The 19,550-nt window shown below is 38.3% G+C and carries 14 protein-coding genes and 1 pseudogene; 12 read left to right on the forward strand and 3 right to left on the reverse strand.

The window, feature by feature from the left end; all coding sequences use genetic code 11:
- Positions 1-454 precede the first annotated feature (454 nt).
- The 5 genes from ESZ36_RS19730 (at position 455) to prpF (ending at position 7,368) form a co-directional block, all read left to right on the forward strand.
- Positions 455-1,174 carry a GntR family transcriptional regulator gene (locus ESZ36_RS19730; protein WP_146791055.1) on the forward strand — a complete coding sequence of 240 codons (720 nt, stop codon included), beginning with the start codon at positions 455-457 and terminating at the stop codon, positions 1,172-1,174.
- Positions 1,175-1,187: 13 nt separating this feature from the next.
- Positions 1,188-2,078 (forward strand): methylisocitrate lyase, encoded by an 891-nt coding sequence (gene prpB, locus ESZ36_RS19735; protein WP_011043628.1) that lies wholly within the window; start codon positions 1,188-1,190, stop codon positions 2,076-2,078.
- A gap of 37 nt (positions 2,079-2,115) precedes the next feature.
- The gene (gene prpC, locus ESZ36_RS19740; RefSeq protein ID WP_146791057.1) at positions 2,116-3,240 is read left to right on the forward strand and encodes a bifunctional 2-methylcitrate synthase/citrate synthase; all 1,125 of its coding nucleotides are present in this window, start codon (positions 2,116-2,118) and stop codon (positions 3,238-3,240) included.
- A gap of 244 nt (positions 3,241-3,484) precedes the next feature.
- Entirely contained in the window at positions 3,485-6,091 is a 2,607-nt protein-coding gene (gene acnD, locus ESZ36_RS19745; protein WP_146791059.1) for a Fe/S-dependent 2-methylisocitrate dehydratase AcnD, read from the forward strand.
- A gap of 83 nt (positions 6,092-6,174) precedes the next feature.
- Positions 6,175-7,368, forward strand: coding sequence for a 2-methylaconitate cis-trans isomerase PrpF (gene prpF, locus ESZ36_RS19750; protein WP_146791061.1), 1,194 nt, complete (start codon positions 6,175-6,177; stop codon positions 7,366-7,368).
- A gap of 160 nt (positions 7,369-7,528) precedes the next feature.
- On the opposite strand, the gene ESZ36_RS19755 is transcribed toward prpF, so the two are convergent.
- From ESZ36_RS19755 to ESZ36_RS19765, 3 genes and pseudogenes are all read right to left on the reverse strand, one after another.
- Positions 7,529-10,378, reverse strand: a complete 2,850-nt coding sequence (locus ESZ36_RS19755) for a TonB-dependent receptor plug domain-containing protein (RefSeq protein WP_425457426.1) — start codon at positions 10,376-10,378, stop codon at positions 7,529-7,531.
- A 220-nt stretch (positions 10,379-10,598) separates the two neighbouring features.
- Positions 10,599-11,705: a FecR family protein gene (locus ESZ36_RS19760; protein WP_146791063.1), complete on the reverse strand. Its 1,107-nt coding sequence runs from the start codon at positions 11,703-11,705 to the stop codon at positions 10,599-10,601.
- Positions 11,706-11,735: 30 nt separating this feature from the next.
- Positions 11,736-12,293 (reverse strand): annotated as a pseudogene (locus tag ESZ36_RS19765) (RNA polymerase sigma factor).
- A 158-nt stretch (positions 12,294-12,451) separates the two neighbouring features.
- Between ESZ36_RS19765 and ESZ36_RS19770 the strand changes: the two are divergent.
- The 7 genes from ESZ36_RS19770 to nhaC all read left to right on the forward strand — a co-directional run bounded on the left by ESZ36_RS19770 (position 12,452) and on the right by nhaC (position 19,550).
- Complete coding sequence (locus ESZ36_RS19770; RefSeq protein WP_146791171.1) at positions 12,452-13,129, forward strand: YccT family protein; 678 nt, start codon at positions 12,452-12,454, stop codon at positions 13,127-13,129.
- Positions 13,130-13,294: 165 nt separating this feature from the next.
- The gene (locus ESZ36_RS19775) at positions 13,295-14,122 is read left to right on the forward strand and encodes an SIMPL domain-containing protein (RefSeq protein WP_146791065.1); all 828 of its coding nucleotides are present in this window, start codon (positions 13,295-13,297) and stop codon (positions 14,120-14,122) included.
- Between the two features lie 116 nt (positions 14,123-14,238).
- Positions 14,239-14,721 (forward strand): GAF domain-containing protein, encoded by a 483-nt coding sequence (locus ESZ36_RS19780; RefSeq protein WP_146791067.1) that lies wholly within the window; start codon positions 14,239-14,241, stop codon positions 14,719-14,721.
- A gap of 37 nt (positions 14,722-14,758) precedes the next feature.
- Positions 14,759-15,046: a hypothetical protein gene (locus ESZ36_RS19785; protein WP_146791069.1), complete on the forward strand. Its 288-nt coding sequence runs from the start codon at positions 14,759-14,761 to the stop codon at positions 15,044-15,046.
- Positions 15,047-15,145: 99 nt separating this feature from the next.
- Positions 15,146-15,808, forward strand: a complete 663-nt coding sequence (gene proQ, locus ESZ36_RS19790; protein WP_146791071.1) for an RNA chaperone ProQ — start codon at positions 15,146-15,148, stop codon at positions 15,806-15,808.
- Positions 15,809-15,895: 87 nt separating this feature from the next.
- Positions 15,896-17,947 (forward strand): carboxy terminal-processing peptidase, encoded by a 2,052-nt coding sequence (gene prc, locus ESZ36_RS19795; protein ID WP_146791073.1) that lies wholly within the window; start codon positions 15,896-15,898, stop codon positions 17,945-17,947.
- Positions 17,948-18,071: 124 nt separating this feature from the next.
- On the forward strand, positions 18,072-19,550 hold the full coding sequence (gene nhaC, locus ESZ36_RS19800; RefSeq protein ID WP_146791075.1) for a Na+/H+ antiporter NhaC: 1,479 nt from the start codon (positions 18,072-18,074) through the stop codon (positions 19,548-19,550).

Consider the following 19,550-nt stretch of genomic DNA (forward strand, 5'->3'; position numbering starts at 1 on the left):
CTTACATATGATGCTGTAAGCGGTTGATGTTGAATATCGCTTGGTCAGAATAAAGCTAACTAATAAATTAACAAATAATAATAAGGACAATGGTCGAAAGAGTATTTAGTAGCAAATCTTGTTTGTTATTTGAGACATAAAAAAAACATCCAATAAGTTACTCCCATTACTGTTTCAAGTAGCTGGGGGAGTTCGTCATCATACCTCAATAATTAATAGTCCTATTTATCTACGGGCTTTACTTAACCATCAATGCTTCTAGTCAAATTATTCTGCCTCTGAAATTTTAACTCTATTTCACTGTTAAATCACAATTGTCGACAATTATACTTAAGTCTACTTGATTAATTCAAAATTTCAGATATTATTGATTCATATTATTATGTTTGTCGACAATGTTATGTAGTTCGACAACATTACCATAAAGTTAATATTTAGGTTAATAAGGCACATTATGCTTTTACAAAATCCAACCAAACAAGCCGCAGTTACTACGGCAGATAAAGTTTTTGAACAACTTCAATTTGCCATTGTTGAAGGTGAGATGGCTGCTGGTAGTAAAATAAGTGAGCCTGAGCTTGCTAAGCATTACCAAATAAGCCGTTCTACATTACGTGAAGCGTTAAACCGCTTGGAAAAATGTCATTTGATAGAGCGTAAGGCAAATGTTGGCTCACGTGTCGTTGATTGCACTATAGAAGGTTTACTTGAGTTATATATAACAAGAGAAGCACTTGAAGGCATGGCGTGTCGCCAAGCGGCATTGAATATGACCGATGAAGAAGTAGCGCATATGCAAGATATGCTAACTCAACATGCAGGTGATAAAGCGTTGCAAGACGGGGTAGCTTACTACCAAGAAAAAGGTGATCTTGATTTTCATTATAAGGTTATTTTAGGTAGTCATAATAAACAATTAATCGAATTGATCTGTGGCCAGTTATATCACTTAATTCGTATGTATCGTTGTCAATTTGGCATGAATAGTCCAAGAGCTAGTCGTGCTTTTGATGAACACTCACGAATAATCCAAGCAATTGCAGATAGAGATGGAGAATTGGCAGAAATGCTAATGCGACGTCACATTGCTGCATCACGTAAAAATATAGAAAACAAAATAACAAAAGAAATCGCTCAAAAAGAGCAAAACAAAATACAACTCATCAAGTCTTAAGAGGAAATATATCATGACTAGTCAATTATCTGCAGGCGCAAAATTTCGCCAAGCGTTAGTAAATAACAAACCACTACAAGTTGTAGGCACTATCAATGCCTATAGCGCTATGATGGCTGAGCAAATAGGTCATCAAGCCATATATTTATCAGGTGGCGGTGTTGCCAATGCCTCTTATGGTTTACCAGATCTTGGTATGACGTCATTGAATGATGTTGTTGCTGACGTACAAAGAATTACCGGTGCTTCAAGCTTACCTTTACTTGTTGATATTGATACGGGTTGGGGTGGTGCATTTAATATAGCTAAAACTATTCGTGATATGGAAAAAGCAGGTGCTGCAGCTGTTCATATTGAAGATCAAGTGGCGCAAAAGCGTTGTGGTCATCGTCCAAATAAAGAAATTGTTTCAACAGAAGAAATGGCTGATCGTATTCGCGCCGCTGTTGATGCACGTATTGACCCTGATTTTTTCATTATGGCCCGTACAGACGCTTTTGCTCAAGAAGGTCTAGAAGCTGCCATTGAACGTGCTAAAGCATACGTTGCAGCGGGTGCTGACGGTATTTTTGCAGAAGCGATTCAAACAGAAGAACATTATCGTGCCTTTACAGAAGCGTTAGATGTTCCGGTTCTTGCCAATATCACTGAATTTGGTCAAACAGAACTTTGGAATAAAGAACAATTAGGTGAATGGGGTTGTGCGATGGTGCTTTATCCATTATCAGCATTTCGTGCCATGAATAAAGCCGCTGAGTCTGTTTATAGAACACTATTAAATGATGGTGATCAAAAAGCTGAAATTGACAACATGCAAACACGCATGGATTTATATGACTACCTTGGCTACCACGATTATGAGCAAAAACTAGATTCGTTATTTGCTGATGGAAAAAATAAGTAATTTACCTATAAAAATATTAAAGAATGAGGAAAGAATTATGTCAGATAAAAAAATTAGTGGTGCAGGTTTACGTGGTCAAAGCGCAGGTGATACGGCTCTTTGTACTGTTGGTCAATCAGGCAGTGGTTTAACCTATTGTGGTTATGATATTTCTGATTTAGCTGATAATGCTACCTTTGAAGAAGTAGCTTATTTATTATTCAACGGTGAATTACCAACACGTGGTGAACTAGCTGAGTACAAAGCTGAATTACTAGCGATGCGTGATATTCCAAAAGCATTAAAAGAAGTTTTAAAACTTATCCCTAAAGATACACATCCTATGGACGTTATGCGTACAGGTTGTTCTTTTTTAGGTAATATTGAGCCAGAAGTTGATTTTTCTGAACAAAATAAAGCAGCTAACCGTTTATTAGCGGCGTTCCCTGCAATCATGTGTTACTGGTATAAATTTTCACATGATGGTGTTGAAATTGATTGTACTAGTGAAGAAGAATCACTTGGTGGTCACTTCTTACGTCTGCTTAATGGTGAAAGCCCATCTGCACAGCATGAACGTGTGATGGATGTTTCGTTGATTTTATATGCAGAGCATGAGTTTAACGCGTCAACGTTTACTGCGCGTGTATGTGCATCAACCTTATCAGATATGTTCTCTTGTATTACGGGTGCAATCGGTACTTTACGTGGACCACTTCACGGTGGTGCTAACGAAGCTGCTATGGATATGATCCAAAAGTTCACTTCTCCTGCAGATGCCAAAGAAAAAATGGCTGGTATGCTTGAGCGCAAAGAAAAAATTATGGGTTTTGGCCATGCAATTTATCGCACCTCAGATCCACGTAATGTCATTATCAAAGCATGGTCAGAAAAACTAGCAGCAGAAAATGGAGATACATCACTTTATGATATCTCAGTTGCTTGTGAAGAGTTTATGTGGGATACGAAAAAATTATTCTGTAATGCTGATTTCTTCCATGCTTCTACTTACAACTATATGGGTATTCCAACTAAACTGTTTACACCTATTTTTGTTTGTTCACGCTTAACTGGTTGGGCTGCTCACGTAATGGAGCAACGCTCTAATAACCGAATAATCCGTCCAAGTGCTGATTATACTGGTGCTGAACCACGTACAGTTAAGCCTATCTCAGAGAGATAGTAGAGACTTGTTATTTGCCACCACTTCATCGTTATAAAATAATCGCATAGTTTCATATGCTCATATTTTCTTTCTTGAATTAGTGGCAAATACCATTATTTAATTGAGCTCTTAAAGATTTAAGCAATGTATACCCGTTACCATTCAAAGGGCCGTTTAAAGCCCTTTTAGTCAAACATCTTGATTGGTAACGGGTATATGTTATTTGACAATTCTTTTATTTGATATTTTCCTGGATTAACTTATGAATTATGATTACCGCAAACCGCTTCCTGGTGCGAATATAGATTTTTTTGATACGCGTGAAGCGGTTGAAGCGATTACTCCTGGTAGCTACGCAAAACTACCTTATACCTCGCGTGTTTTAGCTGAGCAATTAGTCCGTAGATGTGATCCAGCTGCACTTACCGATTCATTAAAACAACTTATTGATGTTAAACAAGAACTTGATTTTCCATGGTACCCAGCACGTGTTGTTTGCCACGATATCTTAGGTCAAACAGCCTTAGTTGATCTTGCTGGTCTTCGTGATGCAATCGCTGAACAAGGTGGTGATCCTTCTAAAGTTAACCCCGTTGTTCCAACACAGTTAATCGTAGATCACTCTCTTGCAGTGGAAGCGCCGGGTTTTGACTCTGATGCATTTCAGAAAAACCGTGATATAGAAGATCGTCGTAACAAAGACCGTTTTGAATTTATTGAGTGGACTAAAACAGCCTTTAAAAATATTGATGTAATTCCTGCTGGTAACGGCATTATGCACCAAATCAACTTAGAGAAAATGTCACCAGTTATTCAAGCCCGTGACGGCGTTGCTTTCCCTGATACTTGTGTTGGTACTGATTCACATACACCACACGTTGACGCTTTAGGTGTTATCGCGATTGGTGTTGGTGGTTTAGAAGCTGAAACAGTAATGCTTGGTCGCCCATCTATGATGCGCTTACCTGATATTATTGGTGTTAAGTTAACGGGTAAACGTGCACCAGGTATCACAGCAACCGATATGGTACTTGCGATCACTGAATTTTTACGTAACCAAAAAGTTGTTTCAAGCTACTTAGAATTTTTCGGTGAAGGCACTAAAGCTTTAACCATTGGTGACCGTGCAACTATCTCAAACATGACACCAGAATACGGTGCATCTGCAGGTATGTTCTATATCGATCAACAAACGATTGATTACTTAAAGCTTACTGGTCGTGAGCCAGAGCAAGTAGCACTTGTTGAAACATACGCAAAACACACAGGTTTATGGGCTGACGATTTAGTTGATGCAGAATACCCACGTGTTATTGAATTTGATTTATCAACGGTATGTCGTAACTTAGCGGGTCCATCTAACCCACATCGTCGATTAGCGACTGCTGATCTTGTATCTAAAGATATCGCTAAAAACTTAGACCTATGTAAAGCACAAGAAGCTAATGGCGAAATGCCAGATGGCGCGGTAATTATTGCCGCTATTACTTCTTGTACGAATACCTCTAACCCACGTAACGTTATTGCTGCTGGTTTAGTGGCAAAACGTGCAAACGAATTAGGTCTTGTACGTAAACCTTGGGTTAAATCGTCATTCGCTCCTGGTTCAAAAGTTGCAAAACTTTACCTAGAAGAAGCTGGTTTATTATCTGAGATGGAGAAACTAGGCTTTGGTATTGTTGGCTACGCATGTACTACGTGTAACGGCATGTCGGGTGCATTAGACCCGAAAATTCAACAAGAAATCATTGACCGTGATTTATACTCAACAGCAGTATTATCAGGTAACCGTAACTTTGATGGTCGTATTCATCCACACGCTAAACAAGCTTTCTTAGCGTCGCCACCATTAGTTGTTGCTTATGCCATTGCGGGTACGATGCGTTTTGATATAGAAAAAGACATATTAGGACAAGATCAAAACGGTAATGACATTACTTTGAAAGATATCTGGCCATCAGATGAAGAGATTGATTCAATTGTTGCATCATGTGTTAAACCTGAGCAATTCAAAAAAATCTACACGCCAATGTTCGATTTAGGCGCTTTTGAACCAGCGGAAAGTCCATTATACGACTGGGATCTTACCAGTACTTATATCCGTCGTCCTCCTTATTGGGAAGGTGCTTTAGCCGGTGAACGTACCATGAAAGGTATGCGACCTTTAGCGGTACTTGGTGACAACATCACAACAGATCATTTATCACCGTCTAACGCTATTCAGTTAAACAGTGCTTCAGGTGCTTATCTTGATAAAATGGGCGTTCCACACGAAGACTTTAACTCATATGCAACGCATCGTGGCGATCATGAAACAACACAACGTGCAACATTCGCTAACCCGAAATTGTTCAATGAAATGTGTCGTGATGACAATGGCGAAGTTAAACAAGGTTCACTTGCACGTATTGAACCTGAAGGTACTGAATCTCGCATGTGGGAAGCTATCGAAACTTACATGGAACGCAAACAGCCATTAATCATTATCGCTGGTGCTGATTATGGTCAAGGTTCATCACGCGACTGGGCAGCAAAAGGTGTTCGTTTAGCGGGTGTTGAAGTTATCGTTTCAGAAGGCTTTGAACGTATTCACCGTACTAACTTGATTGGTATGGGCGTTTTACCACTCGAATTTACCAATGGTGACACACGTAATACTTATAGCATTGATGGTACTGAAACTTATGATGTTGAAGGTACTACAGCTCCAGGTGGTGCTATGACTGTGATTATGACGCGTAAAAATGGTGAAGTAATTGAGATTCCAGTGAAGTGTCGTTTAGATACTGCTGAAGAAGTTTCAGTTTACGATGGCGGCGGTGTTCTTCAAAAGTTCGCAACTGATTTTCTTCAGTCAAACGCTAGCTAAGTTTCGCTAAAATAATCATTTAAGCGGTACTTAACAGTTGTGTTAGTACCGCTTTTTTATTAAATAAATAAAAGGAAAACGTGATGTCTCACGATTCTCAAGTGCACAAGCCTCAAGTCAAAATACCTGCTACCTATATTCGTGGAGGTACCTCTAAAGGTGTATTTTTTAATTTAACCGATTTGCCAGAAAGCTGTCAGGTTCCAGGTGAACCGCGTGACAATATGTTATTACGCGTAATTGGTAGCCCAGATCCATACGGCAAACAAACTGATGGTATGGGCGGAGCAACCTCTAGTACCAGTAAAACGGTAATCTTAGCTAAATCAGAACAAGTGGATCACGACGTTGACTATCTCTTCGGGCAAGTGGCCATTGATAAAGCGTTTGTCGATTGGAGTGGCAATTGCGGCAACCTTACCGCAGCGGTTGGCTCTTTTGCAATTAGCTCAGGATTAGTAAGTGCAGACAGAGTACCTGAGAATGGTATTTGCGAAGTAAGAATTTGGCAAAAAAATATCAGCAAAACAATTATTGCCCATGTACCAATCACACAAGGTGAAGTGCAAGAAACCGGTGATTTTGAATTAGACGGTGTAACTTTCCCTGCAGCTGAAGTGAAAGTGGACTTTGTTGCACCAGTAGACCCAAGCGAAGCGATGTTCCCAACAGGTAATTTAGTTGATGATCTTGTTGTACCTGATATCGGCACGTTTAAAGTGACCATGATAACGGCAGGTATTCCAACTATTTTCTTAAATGCAGACGAAATAGGGTATACAGGTACAGAGCTTCAAGAGGCAATTAATGGTGATGACAAAGCTTTAGCGCGTTTTGAAACCATTCGTGCTTATGGCGCAGTAAAAATGGGCTTGATCAGTGATATCTCTGAAGCTGCCTCACGTCAACATACCCCTAAAGTAGCGTTTGTTGCACCTGCAAAAGCTTATACTTCTTCTAGCGGTAAAAATATTGCTGCTAGTGATATTGATTTACATGTACGTGCACTCTCTATGGGTAAGTTACACCATGCCATGATGGGAACTGCTGCTGTTGCTATTGGTACTGCTGCTGCTATTCCAGGCACACTGGTAAATTTAGCTGCTGGCTCGGGAGAAAGAAGCGAGGTAACTTTTGGTCATCCATCAGGCACACTAAAAGTCGGCGCACAAGCTGAATGTGTTAATGGTAACTGGACGGTGAAAAAAGTAAGTATGAGCCGAAGTGCTCGAGTACTTATGGAAGGTCAGGTAAGGGTGCCAGCATTGTTTGAATAAATTCGAAACTGTTTAATGTTTAACTTAAAGAATGGTTTGCTATGGTTTGATCATCTTTTTATTGATAAAGCTAATATGAGCATCTTTTAACATTGACGAACAGTTTTAAAATAAAAAGCGCAGATTACTCTGCGCTTTTTTTATCTACGACTCGCTAGAATTAGAATTTAAATTCAGCACCTGCATAATAAAATGCGCCGTTAAATCCAAAAGGAGCCGAACGACGTGAATAAGTAAATACGCCAGGGCTACTTACTACAACATCGCCACTTGCATCCACTATTGTTCCTGAACGTGAGTTACCTATGGTGTTTTCATCAGGGTAAACATCAAACAAGTTATTACCACCAATGTTAAATGATAAGCTCTCAGTTACTTGATAGTTAACACGTAAGTCAGTTAATACTTCAGCACCGTAGGTTTGTGTGCCACCATCGGTAACTGTATATTCACCATAACGATTGAAGGCTAAATTAATACTTACATCACCAATAGTGTATAAACCGCTTAGGCTGATACGATCTTGCGGTTGCCATTCTTCAATAATAGAAACGGCTTGCTCTGAAAACACATCACTTGGATCGATACTACCCAATGCACTGTCTGGTGGGGTATAGATATTTACCACATCGGTTTCAGTAAAGTTCGCAGCTGCAGTTAAATTAAAGTCACCACCCAGTAGTTCGGTATTCCATGTTGCAATGATATCAATACCAGTAGTTTCAGTATCAGCACCATTAAGGAAAAACTGACCTGCACCAGCGCCGGATGCAATAAGTGCGGCATCTAAAGCAGGTGACAAACCTTGACCTAGGGAGTTACTTAATACGATTCGATCATCAATATCGATAGAGTACCAGTCGATGGTTAAGTTAATGTCATCTGTAATATTAATGACAGTCCCTAAACTAAAGTTAGTGGCTTCTTCTTCTTTTAATTCAGGTATACCTATTGCCTTAGCTAGGTTTGAGTCATTGCGAAAAGTACCCACTTGTACGGCAATTTGATCGCCGCCAGGATTTGCAGGGTCTGTTTGGAACTGAGTACTTATGTTGTCAGTGTAGAGTTGTTGCATTGATGGAGCTCTAAAACCTGTACTCATAGCACCACGAATAGCGATAGCCTCAGTGATAGACCAATTAGCGGCTAATTTGAAGTTGGTACTGTCGCCAAAGCCTTCATAATCATCGTAACGTACGGCGCCACTGACGATTAAATCTTCGGTAACCTCGGTTTCAGCATCAATATAAAATGAGATGACATCACGGGTTTCATCTACGGCTTGCATTGGCGCTGTACCACCAAATCCTTGAGTACCGGCAGAACGGTCATCAGGATATAAGCTATTGCCTAATTCATCGGTATCATAGTCGCGATAAGAATATTCATCACCTGCAGTTACTTTAAACTCATCCGTTCTAATTTCTGCGCCCATGGCTAATGAAAAGTATTCATAGTCTTGCGTATAATCAAGGTTTAACGTTTGCAGGGATAACTCTAATCCGTAAGCTGACGCTTGGCGGGGAATCGATGCTCTAATTTCATCTGCGCTTAAACTTGAGCTATAGCGTAATGAGTTAGCAAAAGAAGAGTTAATTGTGTTACTGGTGACGTAATCAATATTGTTCTGCCCATAGGTATACGAAAAATCTAAAGACGAACCATCTGAAAATTCTGTTTGATAACCAAAATTATAAGAAATGTCTTTTATTTCAGTATTAATCTTAGGTAAAAATCCGGCTGTAATAGTCGCATCGCCATCTTGTAGTGGGGCATTACCGCCATTATTATTGTTGTGGCGGAAAAATGCTGCTGATTCATTATCGCGATTTGAGTAAGTAAGGAAACCATACAATTCACCATCACCTAATTCATAACCGCTATTGATAGTTAAACCAAACTGACTGGCATCGGCATCACCAATTCTAAAGGTAGATCGGGTTGCTGTTGCTTCTCTAGGGTCGCCTAATAATAAATCACCATTAGCCTGTTCAATACATCCTGAAAATTGACATGAGCCATGCAAGCCTGCGCGATTAGTAAAACCACGATCTCTAAAGTTAAGGGTAGTATTAAGGTAACCATTATCTCCTAAGCTAAAGCCCTTAGAAATATCTACATTGGTTGTTTCACCATCACCTTCTGAATATTCACCATAAGACACCGCGACTTTACCGCCTTCATCGGCATCGTTAAGTACGATGTTAATAACACCTGCTATTGCATCAGAGCCATATTGTGCGGCAGCACCATCACGTAATACTTCTATACGTTTGATAGACGCTGCAGGGATAGCATTCATATCAGTACCTGCTGTGCCTCGGCCAACAGATGTATTGATGTGAATTAAACTGGCTTGATGACGACGACGGCCATTAATCAGTACTAGGGTTTGATCCGGTCCTAGACCTCGCAATGTCGCGGGGCGTAAAGCATCGGTACCATCACTGATAGATGAGCTAGAAAAGTTAAATGATGGGGCAATGGCTTGGAGCATTCGGCCAACTTCTGTCTGGCCAGTATTAGCTAACGCCTCTGCTGATAAAATATCAACAGGTACAGGTAAGTCTTCGACAGATCGGCCAGCCACGCGGCTACCGACTATGGATATTTTCTCTACTTCTTCCTCTTGTACTTGTGCTGGTTCTTGAGCTAATGCTGTTTGGCTAGCTGCACCGAGTAAAATAGGTATTAGCGCGGCGTGTATGTTTTTATTTCTCATTGTTATATCTCTCTTGTTATGTGAATCAACTTGAATGCTCAGTTGACCAGAGGTATTAACAACAGCGATTAGACCAGAACCATTTAATAATTTTTTTAGGCCCGGGTTAACAGGATAATAACCTTTCAAAGTATTTGCTTGATATTGCTTGGCTAAATCAAAGGAAAAAATTATCGTTTGATTGGCTTTTTGGGCAAATGCAATTAAAGCTTTATCAGCTCGTTGTTTATTAATATCAAAGCGAATTAGTTCCTTTGCCTGGACATGACTTATTGTTGATAACATCATCACTAAGGTGATATTAAGTAACAAGGCATGCCTAAACGAGGCTTGATTCAGACGAAGTTTATTTCGCCAACTGTGCAATAGTAATAAACAGTTAAGCAGGGGGAATCCTCTAATTTATTTTTTGTTTTTTTTTATATTGTTCTATATGTAGTCAAATAGCCAGTAAAAAATACCGGCTATTTATCAACTAAATAAGAGAGGGTTTACGATATGATGGTGATTATTCTGCGGAGGAAAGTAAAATAGTACCGCTGGAGTTTTTGTGATAAATAATGCCAAAGTTACTTTGTAATGAGGTTAATAGGCCATCAATATCCCCAGCTTTGAAGTAACCAGCAACCGTTAACTCAGATAGTTTACTGTCAACTATCTCAAAGTTACTAGAGGTATAACGGCTAATCTCTGTCAGCGCCATTGATAAAGGTTCACCTTCAAAAATAAGCATACCTTGCTGCCAAGCTAGATCACGGTTAATTTGATCTAAAGATACTTTCTCAACTGGTGTTTTAGCAATCGGTGCTGAGTTTTGGACTATCACCGCTTTTTCGCCAGAAGTAACTAACGTTGCTTCATTTATATCCGGCATAAATGCTGTACTCACTGAAAGTAAAGTATCTTTAATATCAGTTAGTGAAGTCGTTGCTTTGGTGATTAATACTTTCCCTTCGGTAACAACCAATTCCATTGCTTGGTTATCGTTTTTTTGGACATTAAATATTGTACCTAGTGCAGTAAAAGACTTTTCACCCACAGTGACGGTGAACGGACGGTTTTTATCTTTAGCGACATCAAAACGGGCTTCGCCTCGCACCAGTGTAAGTAGACGTTGTGTGGGGCTATAGTCCACTTTGATAAGACTGTTAGTATTTAATTGGATTTGTGAACCATCTTGCAAAGTAAAACTTGTTTGTTCACCCACTTGAGTTTTCAAGGTATCAGTTTGCGTTAATGTCTGTTCATGAAAAGACGGTAAATAAGGTAAAAATGATTCATTGACGAATGTATTGATGCCTATGATAGAGATAATGGCGACACTTGCCGCTAGGGCGATAGCAGAGTACTTGTTCCGTTGATTGCCCACTTTTGGCTGTATTAACGGAAATAAATCACTTAATTCATTCAAAACGCTTAAATCATCCCAATAAGAAGCCATCTCAAGTAGTGCATTATGGTGTTGAGTCTTTTGCTTACACCAATCAACAAGTTGTTGTTGTTCAGATGCACTTAATCCTCGATCCATACGACTGATCCAAAGACAAGCAAGGTCTTGGATACTATCTTCTTCTTGTTTGTTATCTTTGCCGAATAGTTGGCTTACATTACCCATTCTTATTACTCTATTTCAAAACTGTTTTTTTTACTTGGACGCTATGTACTTGGTGTTTTGTTTAGCACCTTTAACACTATGACCGTGATTCATTCGCTTTATATATTTTGTACTTTTTAGCAGGCCCTGTGCTATATGTTTTTCGACAGTACTCTCACTTAAATTTAAATAACGAGCAATTTATTTTTGGCTTAATCCGTAGACTTTCTTTAAAATAAAACATTTACGCACTGAACCTGATAGTTGATCGGTAGCACGGCAAAAAAATAAGAACTGTTCTTTGCTTTCATAATCGTCTTCAACTTTTCCGCTAGTTAATTGAACAGGTGGCTGAGTAAAATCCTCTAGAGAATCATTATATTTATTATCCCATCGAGCTACATGATTTAACGCAAGGTTTTTTGCCGTTTTGAGCATATAGCTGCGAACGTACTTAATCTCTTGTTTTAAGTCGGCTTCATAAGTCTTAATAAAGGTTTCTTGGACTATATCATCGATATCGTCAGCTTTGACGATATGGCTAATCAAGCGACCCATATTTCTTTTAGTACTTAGAAAAAGGTTTGTTAATGTCGAGTTTCTTGCCATCCATGTTTGCTCACTACATTTTAACTTGCATGGATAATACGCATGGGGTTGAATGAATGTCTAACCTTTATCACATCTTTTTTCTTTTATTTATTCGCTAGGCAGTTTATAAAGAGTAATTACATATCATCGCTATAAAGGATTCAAGCTTGACTACAATGACCACCCCCGCAAAATTTTTGAACAATTCACTACTGAGTTATCTTTGTGCCAGTCTCCTGTTAGGCAGTTTTATTGCTGTTGAGGCTAATGCTGCGACATTAATGGTTACTGATAATTTGATATTACGTGATGTTGATGACAAAGCAGTTGAACATGGTTTTTTATCAAAAAAACGAACGATTGATTTAACTCAAGGGAAACATACCTTAGTCATTAAATATAAAGATGTTTTTGAAGACTTAGATATGGGTGAGGATAGACTGGTAAAGTCTGATTACTTCGTCGTTAAACTGGTAGTAGAAAATCAGCAGAAATTATTTTTATCTACAAGTAAAATTAGTGATTTAGCTTCGGCTGAGCGCTTTGTTAAATCACCAGAAGTTATCTTGCTCGATGAAAATAAACAAGAATTGGTTTTAGAATTAGAGACGCTTAGTGATTATAAATTGGGTCAACAGGTAACTAAAGTGGTTACTACATTATCAGCCCCAGTAGTTATCTCTCAAAATAATAGCACAACCATGACTACTGCTGAAGATAGCCAAGCCTTTAATAACAAGGTTATCAACAAAGTAGACACTGTTCCTATGCTCAAATACTGGTGGCAGAAGGCGAACAAAGATGAGAAAGAAAACTTTCTTAAGTTTATTAATAAAAATAAAGCACTTAAGTAGGAAAACTCCTCCTGTTATACACCCGTTATCAATTAACATACGTTTTACAGAGTTTGCTAGCCTTTTTAGTTTTAGGTGCAGCAATAAATGGCACACAACCTACAAAACCTGGTATTTCGTGAGTAACGGGTTTAGTACATTTAACACTTTATTTAAGGCACTAACATGAGTTTGTTATCTTTTCGTTCACCTATGAGCACTTTATTAAACCTAAAGCGCATAACATCGTACTCGACACTTTTGACTTGTTTATTTTTTCCAAGCTACGCTTTTTCTTTTGATGACGCAGGGATTGAAGTCTCAGGTCAGGGCAGTGTAGTAGTTATACCTGATCAATTCTCATTAACGTTAACAATTACTGAACGTGGCCGTGTACCGAATAAGTTAAAAGTATTAGTTGATAAAAAGAGTAATTCAGTCATTAATGCAGCTAAAAGTCTTGCGGTAAAAGAGAGAAATATCACTTCTGCACGGGTTAATTTACGTATAGTAGAAGAAAAACCATCAATACAAGTGCAGGGACTTGAACTTAACAAGCTGAAACAAGGCAGTGTTTATATTGATGGCCAAAGTATTAATCAGCAAACAAATAGTGTTAATGACCATAAAAGACCATTGTTTGAATTAAGTCGTCAAATTACTGTGAATTTTAATAAAATTGATGATTACGATAGTTTTTTAGCGAAAATTATTAAAATAAATGTCAGCCATATTTCTTCACTATCTATGAGTGTGGAAGGAAGAGACGAGTACTACCAACAAGCTTTATTAAAAGCTATTAGCCATGCAAAACAAAAAGCACAGCGTATGGCAGAACAAGCAGGGCGAAAAATAGAAAAATTACAGTTGATTAGAGAGCAGTCAAGTAATCATTATCGACCTATGTATGCAGAGGCAATGATGAAAGACTCAAGCCCAAGAGCACATTCATCCTTAATAGGTAGTCAAACCATTACAGCCCGTGTTTTAGTTAAATTTAGCCTTCAAGATTGATAAATGAACTAATAACTTGCAATAGTTGGCCATTTGTTCGAGAAAAGCTTTAATTATCGTGTGTTTTTAGGTATGTTAGCGCTTTTTATCATAGCTTTCTTCAATGGTGCCTTTAAATGAGTAATCAAGCTGAATTATATCATGAACTATTAGGGCAAACTAAGGCGCTAATAAACGATGAATCTGATATTATTGCAAACATGGCAAATATCAGTGCTTTGCTGTTTGAGCGATTAGCGGATGTAAATTGGGTTGGCTTTTATCGTCTTATCGATGATGAATTGGTGCTTGGCCCTTTTCAAGGTAAAGTTGCTTGTATTCGAATTCCTGTCGGTAAAGGTGTTTGTGGTACCTGTTGTTTTACAGGAGAAGTTCAGCGAATTTCAGATGTTCATCAGTTTGATGGTCATATTGCCTGCGATGCAAGTAGTAATGCTGAACTCGTTGTTCCTGTTAAAATTGCTGGTAAAGTAATTGCTATTTTAGACATTGATAGCACAGTGTTTGACCGATTTGATCTAGAAGACGAACAGGGTATTATGTCAATAGTTCAGGCTTTCGAGCAAAATATTGCGGCTATGAATAATGCGCAAGTTTAACCTGTAGTCTAAAATTTATAGAGAAAGTGAAAGTTTAATGAAAGAATTTGTAGTCATTCATGACTATCTAGTAACCCAAGAAATCGTTGGGGACTGGGATGGTCAGGAAGAAGAAGTTGCTGAGCGTATGAATGAAATTTATCATACTATGTACGACTTAGCGGATGAAAATATCGATACGGAAGTTTTAGAGCAGTTATTGGCACTCATTTGGGATACCTGGATAGGCCAAGAAGCGATTGCTGAAATAGAAACAGATGATATATATGATTGGTGTAAGCATGTGATCGATAATCCCGAGCAACATCTCCAATCTGAAGAATAAAGAAAGATAAACATTGGCGCTATTTTCTTGCTAGAGTTAAATCTTGTTGAAAAATGAAGTTAGCTTAATTTAATTTAAATTGTAAAAAAAAGTGTAGTTATGGAAACTGAAATTAAACGTACAAGTACGAAAGACATCATTGCTTATTTAACTGAAAAATTCCCAGAGTGTTTTTCTATTAAAGGTCCTGTTAAACCCCTTAAAATTGGTATATTCCAAGATCTAGCCGAAAAGCTTGATGATGACGAAACGGTGAGCAAAACTCGTTTACGTCAAGCATTAAGACATTATACGAGCAGCTGGCGTTATCTAAAAGTTATCAAGGTTGGCAATTCACGTGTAGACGTTGATGGTAAAGACGTTGCTGAAATTGATGAAGATCAAGCAGCTTATGCCAGCAAAACGCTTAAAGAAAGCCAAGAAAAATTTGGTAACAAAAAAGCGACAGACACCGAAGCTAAAAAGCCTTATAAAGGTAAACAAGGCTCAACAGAAGCAGCTAATAATAAGCCAGCTGATAAGAAACGTGAATCAACTAAATTTAAAACAGTGAAATCAACACCGAAAAAAGCTGTGAAAAAAGAAGTAGAGCCACTTAAATCTGTTGAATCAACTACAATCAATGTAGGTAGTAAAGTTAGAGTGCAATTGGGTAATTCACCAATGAAAGCGACTATCACTGAAATATCAGGTAAAGATATCAGTGTACAACTTGATTCTGGCATGGTTATCAAAACTCAACTACAAAACATCTACTTGTAAGCAGTCAAAAGTCGCCATTATTAGGTTTGGCGGCTAGGCCTAACAAAAACCGTTAGGTCACTTAGAAATTGAATAGGAAGTTAATGCATGCAAAAATTTTGTCGTATCGCTCTCGCCGTATCTTTATCGTTAGGTTTATCAGTAAGCGCTGTTGCGTTTGAAAAACCAATTACTCCAGAAGAACTCCCTGTACTCATGCCTGAAACTCAGCATGCTACAGCAAGCAAGCGCATTACGGCACGATTCACTCGTGCGCATTATAAGAAAGTTACCATTGACGATGCTTTATCAGGTGAAGTTTTTGACCGTTATATTAAACAACTTGATTATGCTAGAAATATTTTCTTAGCAACTGATATTAATGATTTCCAGCAATACCGTCTGGAATTCGACACCGTATTGACACGTGGAAAGTTAGAAACTGCTTACGATATTTACAACTTAAATATGCAAAGACGTTTAGAGCGTTATGAATATGCTGTCAGTTTATTAAGTAGTAAAGGCGATAAAAACCCTTTCAATTTCACTAAAGAAGAAATTTACTCTTTTGATCGTGAAGAAGCACCTTGGCCTGCTAGTGAAGCTGAGTTGAATGAATTATGGCGATTAAAGGTTAAATCAGATGTTTTAAACCTGACGCTAACCAAGAAAGAATGGCCAAAAATTAAAGAAGTATTAACTAAGCGCTATGAATACGCGATTAAACGTTTAAAGCAAAGTGAAAGTGAAGATGCTTTCCAACTTGTGATGAATAGCTTTGCTCGTGTTGTTGAGCCACATACTTCATATTTATCTCCGCGTAATGCAGAACGATTCCAAGTTGATATGAACTTGTCACTTGAAGGGATTGGTGCAGAGTTACGCTCAATTGAAGATTATACTGTTATTCACCGTGTTGTTACGGGTGGTCCAGCAGATAAGTCTAAACAATTGAAATCAAAAGATCGTATCGTTGGCGTTGCCCAAGGTGATAAAGATTTTGAAGATGTTATCGGTTGGCGCTTAGATGATGTGGTCGAGTTAATTAAAGGTGCTAAAGGCACTACAGTTCGCTTGCAAATATTATCAGGTGATAGTGACGATGAAGCCAATATTAAAGTGGTTTCTATAGTTAGAGATATTATTAAATTAGAAGATAGAGCCGCAAAGTCAGAGGTTTATCTTGAAAATCCAGATGTGGCAGACAGTAAGAGATTAGGCGTTATTACTATACCTAGCTTTTACAACAACCTATCTAAAGATGTAAAAAAAGAAATAGCCAAACTGAAAGAACAGAAAGTGGAGGGCATCATTGTTGACCTTCGCGGTAACGGTGGCGGCTCATTGAGTGAAGCGACTTTATTAACGGGATTGTTTATCGATAAAGGTCCTGTTGTTCAAATTAGAGATGGCGCAAATCGTATTCAAGTTAACAGTGATCGCGATGGTGTTAGCTTTTTTGATGGTCCACTAACCGTAATGGTTGATCGCTATAGTGCTTCAGCATCTGAAATATTCTCTGCTGCCATTCAAGATTATGGTCGTGGTGTCATTATTGGTGAACATACGTTTGGTAAAGGTACAGTGCAACAGCATCGTGGTTTAGGTCGTGTATATGACTTATATGAAAAGCCTTTAGGAAGTATTCAATATACTATCGCTAAATTTTATCGTATTAATGGCGGTAGCACTCAACATAGAGGTGTTTTACCTGACATTTCTTTTCCTGCCGCGGTAAACCCAGAAGATTGGGGCGAAAGTAAAGAAGAAAACGCATTACCTTGGGATCAAATTCAACAAGCCAAATATTCGCCATTGAATGAACTCAATACAGATATTGAATATCTGAGTTCACTTTATCAGCAACGAATTAAAGACAACCCAGAGTTTAATTACTTACTGGAAGATATTAGTATTTATCAAGCAGAAAAAGATGATAAAACTATTTCATTGAACCTTGCGACACGTAAATCTGAACGCGAAGAGCGTAAAAGTAAACGTTTAGTGCGTGTTAATGAACAACTTGTGCTTCTAGGAAAAGAGAAAGTAACCGATTTAGATGATTTATCTGATGAGCTTGATGATTTAGACCCATTTTTAGATGAGGCGGCTCGTATAACTTTCGATTTTGTATCTTTAGGCAAAATAGCAAAAAAATAAGCAGTATTTGCATAATAAAGCCGCCCATCGAGGCGGCTTTATTTTTATATAAACACAATGATATTAGCCTACCGTTAATTAATCCGATTGGTATAACTACAATAATAAAAAAGGTTTACATTACATGTCTGAGTTAAATCTCCCAAAAAAACCAAGTATGCTCGATGCAAGCATTCCAGTGATCACTTTAATTTGTTTACTCACCCTAGCCGTATTTTATTTTGGCGATAATTCATCTTATGGTCCGAATCAAATAGCACTACTTATGGCCATGGGCGTTGCTATTATTGTTGGCGTAAAAAATGGGCACAACTGGCAGTCCATTGAAAAAGCTATTGTGAATGGTATTTCTCTTTCTCTTGGTGCGGTTTTAATCTTATTCGCCGTAGGCTCGCTAATTGGCACTTGGTTATTATCAGGGACTGTACCGACCATGATTTATTATGGATTACAGTTATTAAATCCATCATGGTTTTATGCTGCGGCTTGTGTAATGTGTGCGATAGTCTCTATGAGTATTGGTAGTTCGTGGACTACCGCAGCTACAATAGGTGTTGCTTTGATTGGTATAGCTCAAGGGCTAGATTTATCTCCGGCGGTTACTGCAGGTGCTGTTATTTCGGGTGCTTATTTTGGTGATAAAATATCTCCTCTCTCAGAGACGACAAATTTAGCTCCGGCTATTGCAGGTAGTGAACTTTTTGCTCATATACGTTATATGTTTTGGACAACAGCGCCTTCTATTATCACGGCGCTAGTCTTGTTCATCATTATTGGACTTAATGAAACCATTACAGTAAATAATGACAGTATTTATTTGTTAAGCCAGCAGTTAGCAGAACAATTTAATATTTCGGTCTTTAATTTAGTACCTTTATTGGTTTTATTAACGCTGGCCATTAAAAAAGTACCTGCCTTTCCCGCGGTTGCAATTGGTGCTTTAATTGGTGGCGTTTGGGCATTGGTATTTCAGCAAGAGTTAATCGTGCGCTTAGGCGGAGATACTGATTTGATTACAGCAAATGTTAAAGTGATCTGGACGGCCTTTTTTGATGGTGTAGTGATTGAAACGGGTAACGGTCAGCTTGATTCCTTACTCAGTGGAGGAGGGATGTCTTCTATGCTTAATACTGTTTGGCTTATCATGTGCGCGTTAAGTTTTGGTGCGGTATTAGAGCACTTAGGTATGTTGAAAAAATTTGTTGAAGTTATTTTAGCTTCTGCTAAATCAACCGGTAGTCTTATCGCGAGTACAGTGGCAACTTGTATCGGCACTAACATTTTAACAGCAGATCAATATATGGCCATTGTAATGCCAGGTCGCATGTATAAAGAAGAATACGAGCGAAGAGGTTTAGACCCTTTAGTATTAAGCCGTACTCTGGAAGATGCAGGTACTATTACTTCACCGCTTATCCCATGGAATACTTGTGCGGTTTATATGTCAGGGGTGTTATTAGTTAACCCACTTGATTATATGTTTTATTGTTTCTTTAATTGGATTAACCCAATTCTTGCTGTTATTTATGGCTTTATTGGTTTTAATATTAAGAAATTGACTAATAAAACAACTAATGAAACAACTCATAAAGCAACAGCTTAA

This window comes from Colwellia demingiae, from assembly GCF_007954275.1.
GTDB classification, from domain to species: Bacteria; Pseudomonadota; Gammaproteobacteria; order Enterobacterales; family Alteromonadaceae; genus Colwellia; species Colwellia demingiae.

Coding starts and splice junctions, on each gene's coding strand:
- ESZ36_RS19770 (WP_146791171.1), top strand. CDS start 12,452: ATGACCACCCCCGCAAAATTTTTGAACAATTCACTACTGAGTTATCTT.
- prpF (WP_146791061.1), top strand. CDS start 6,175: ATGTCTCACGATTCTCAAGTGCACAAGCCTCAAGTCAAAATACCTGCT.
- ESZ36_RS19780 (WP_146791067.1), top strand. CDS start 14,239: ATGAGTAATCAAGCTGAATTATATCATGAACTATTAGGGCAAACTAAG.
- ESZ36_RS19755 (WP_425457426.1), bottom strand. CDS start 10,378: ATGATGTTATCAACAATAAGTCATGTCCAGGCAAAGGAACTAATTCGC.
- acnD (WP_146791059.1), top strand. CDS start 3,485: ATGAATTATGATTACCGCAAACCGCTTCCTGGTGCGAATATAGATTTT.
- ESZ36_RS19760 (WP_146791063.1), bottom strand. CDS start 11,705: ATGGGTAATGTAAGCCAACTATTCGGCAAAGATAACAAACAAGAAGAA.
- ESZ36_RS19775 (WP_146791065.1), top strand. CDS start 13,295: ATGAGTTTGTTATCTTTTCGTTCACCTATGAGCACTTTATTAAACCTA.
- prc (WP_146791073.1), top strand. CDS start 15,896: ATGCAAAAATTTTGTCGTATCGCTCTCGCCGTATCTTTATCGTTAGGT.
- ESZ36_RS19730 (WP_146791055.1), top strand. CDS start 455: ATGCTTTTACAAAATCCAACCAAACAAGCCGCAGTTACTACGGCAGAT.
- prpC (WP_146791057.1), top strand. CDS start 2,116: ATGTCAGATAAAAAAATTAGTGGTGCAGGTTTACGTGGTCAAAGCGCA.
- ESZ36_RS19785 (WP_146791069.1), top strand. CDS start 14,759: ATGAAAGAATTTGTAGTCATTCATGACTATCTAGTAACCCAAGAAATC.
- proQ (WP_146791071.1), top strand. CDS start 15,146: ATGGAAACTGAAATTAAACGTACAAGTACGAAAGACATCATTGCTTAT.
- prpB (WP_011043628.1), top strand. CDS start 1,188: ATGACTAGTCAATTATCTGCAGGCGCAAAATTTCGCCAAGCGTTAGTA.
- nhaC (WP_146791075.1), top strand. CDS start 18,072: ATGTCTGAGTTAAATCTCCCAAAAAAACCAAGTATGCTCGATGCAAGC.